The following is a 1,796-nucleotide window of genomic DNA, read 5'->3' on the forward strand; positions in this document are numbered from 1 at the left end:
CGACGAAGGGCCATCAACCGACGACGGGCCAGTTCCGGCCAGGTGCGGCCCTCACATGGGCCGGGGAACGACCAATGCCGTGGCGACCGCCGCGATCCCGTCGCCCCGACCGGTCAGGCCCAGGCCGTCCGTCGTGGTGCCGCTCACCGACACCGGGGCCGCGACCGCGTCGCCCAGCGCCGCCTGGGCCTCGTCCCGGCGCGTGCCGATCTTGGGGCGATTCCCGACGACCTGGACGGCGATGTTGCCGATCTCGAAGCCGGCCTCCCGGACCATCTCGGCGGCGGCCTTCAGGAGCGTCGATCCGGACGCCCCGGCCAGCTCCGGACGGTCGGTGCCGAAGTGGGCGCCCAGGTCACCGATGCCGGCGGCCGAGAAGAGCGCGTCGCACGCGGCGTGGGCCGCGACGTCGGCGTCCGAGTGGCCCGCCAGGCCAGGCTCTCCCGGCCAGAGGAGGCCCGCGACCCACAGCTCACGCGGCGACCCGGCCGGAGCGAACGCGTGGACGTCGACGCCAACCCCGACGCGAGGCAGTGGGTTCACGTCGTCTTCCAGTCGATCGGCCCGCGGTGCACCTTGTGGGACGCCGCCTGGGCCACCGGCTTGATCACCATGGTGTCGATGTTGACGTGCTGCGGCAACGCCACGGCGAAGGCGACGCACTGGGCCACGTCGTCGGCCAGGAGCGGGCGGTCGACGCCTTCGTAGACCCTGTCGGCCGCGGCCTGGTCACCGTGCAGCCGCGTCAGGGAGAACTCCTCGGTGTGGACCATCCCGGGGCGGATGTCGATGACCCGGATGTTCTCCCCGTTCAGCTCCAGCCGCAGCGTCTCGCTGATGACCGAGGTGCCGTGCTTGGCCGCCGTGTAGCCGCCGCCGCCCTCGTAGACGGACTGGCCGGCCACCGAGGAGACGTTGACGATCGTGGCGCGCGGCGACCGACGCAGCAGCGGCAAGGCGGCCTTCGTCACCTGCATCGTGCCGAGCACGTTCGAGGCGAACATCTGCTGCCACTCGGCCGGGTCGCCGTCCTCGATCCGGCTCGTGCCGAGGGCACCCCCGGCGTTGTTGACGAGCACATCGAGCCGCTCGAGGCCTCCGATCCCGGCCGTGACGCTGTCCACGTCGGCGACGTCCATGACGACGAAGCGGGCGGAGCCACCGAGCTCGGCGACCACCTGTCCGAGCGGTTCGCGTCGACGTCCGGCCACGATGACGTCGAAGCCGTCGGCGGCGAGACGCTTGGCGACGGCGGCACCGATCCCGGTGCCGCCTCCGGTCACGAGAGCAATGGCGTTGTCGGTCACCCTGCGAGGATACGGGCCGCCCGGTCGAGGTCCTCGCGGGTCGTGATCTTCAGGGCACGCTCGTCACCGGGCACGACGATCACGGGCTCCCCGAGCCGCTCGACGAGGGCTGCGTCGTCCGTCGCGTCGCTCGTCACCGCATGGGCGCGCTCGAGCACGGTCCGGGAGAACGCCTGGGGCGTCTGCACCGCTCGCAGCCGCGACCGGTCGGGGGTGCCGACCACCCGGCCGCACGCGTCGACCTCCTTGATCGTGTCGACGACGGGGAGACCCGGCACGGCTGCTGCGGCGCCGCCGCGCACCGCCTCGATGACTCGGGCGAACACGGTGGAGGGCGCGAGGCACCGAGCTGCATCGTGCACCAGCACGACGTGCACGCCACCTGACAGGGCCCCAAGGCCAGCCGCCACGGAGTCGCCCCGCTCCGCTCCCCCCGCCACGACCGTGACGGTCGGGTTGTGGCCTTTCGACGAGTAGTGGCCTTTCGAC

At 72.6% G+C, this 1,796-nt stretch carries 3 protein-coding genes; all 3 read right to left on the reverse strand.

Annotation, left to right across the window (positions count from 1 at the left end):
* Positions 1–51 precede the first annotated feature (51 nt).
* Positions 52–543, reverse strand: coding sequence for a 2-C-methyl-D-erythritol 2,4-cyclodiphosphate synthase (gene ispF, locus N864_RS22000; RefSeq protein ID WP_034722557.1), 492 nt, complete (start codon positions 541–543; stop codon positions 52–54).
* Complete coding sequence (locus N864_RS22005) at positions 540–1,307, reverse strand: SDR family oxidoreductase (RefSeq protein ID WP_034722560.1); 768 nt, start codon at positions 1,305–1,307, stop codon at positions 540–542. The genes ispF and N864_RS22005 overlap by 4 nt, the downstream gene beginning before the upstream one ends.
* The coding region (locus tag N864_RS22010; protein WP_240474455.1) for an IspD/TarI family cytidylyltransferase at positions 1,304–1,796 on the reverse strand (493 nt) is incomplete at its 5' end. The genes N864_RS22010 and N864_RS22005, both read right to left, overlap by 4 nt.

It is taken from the genome of Intrasporangium chromatireducens Q5-1 (assembly GCF_000576575.1).
Lineage (GTDB): Bacteria > Actinomycetota > Actinomycetes > Actinomycetales > Dermatophilaceae > Intrasporangium_A > Intrasporangium_A chromatireducens.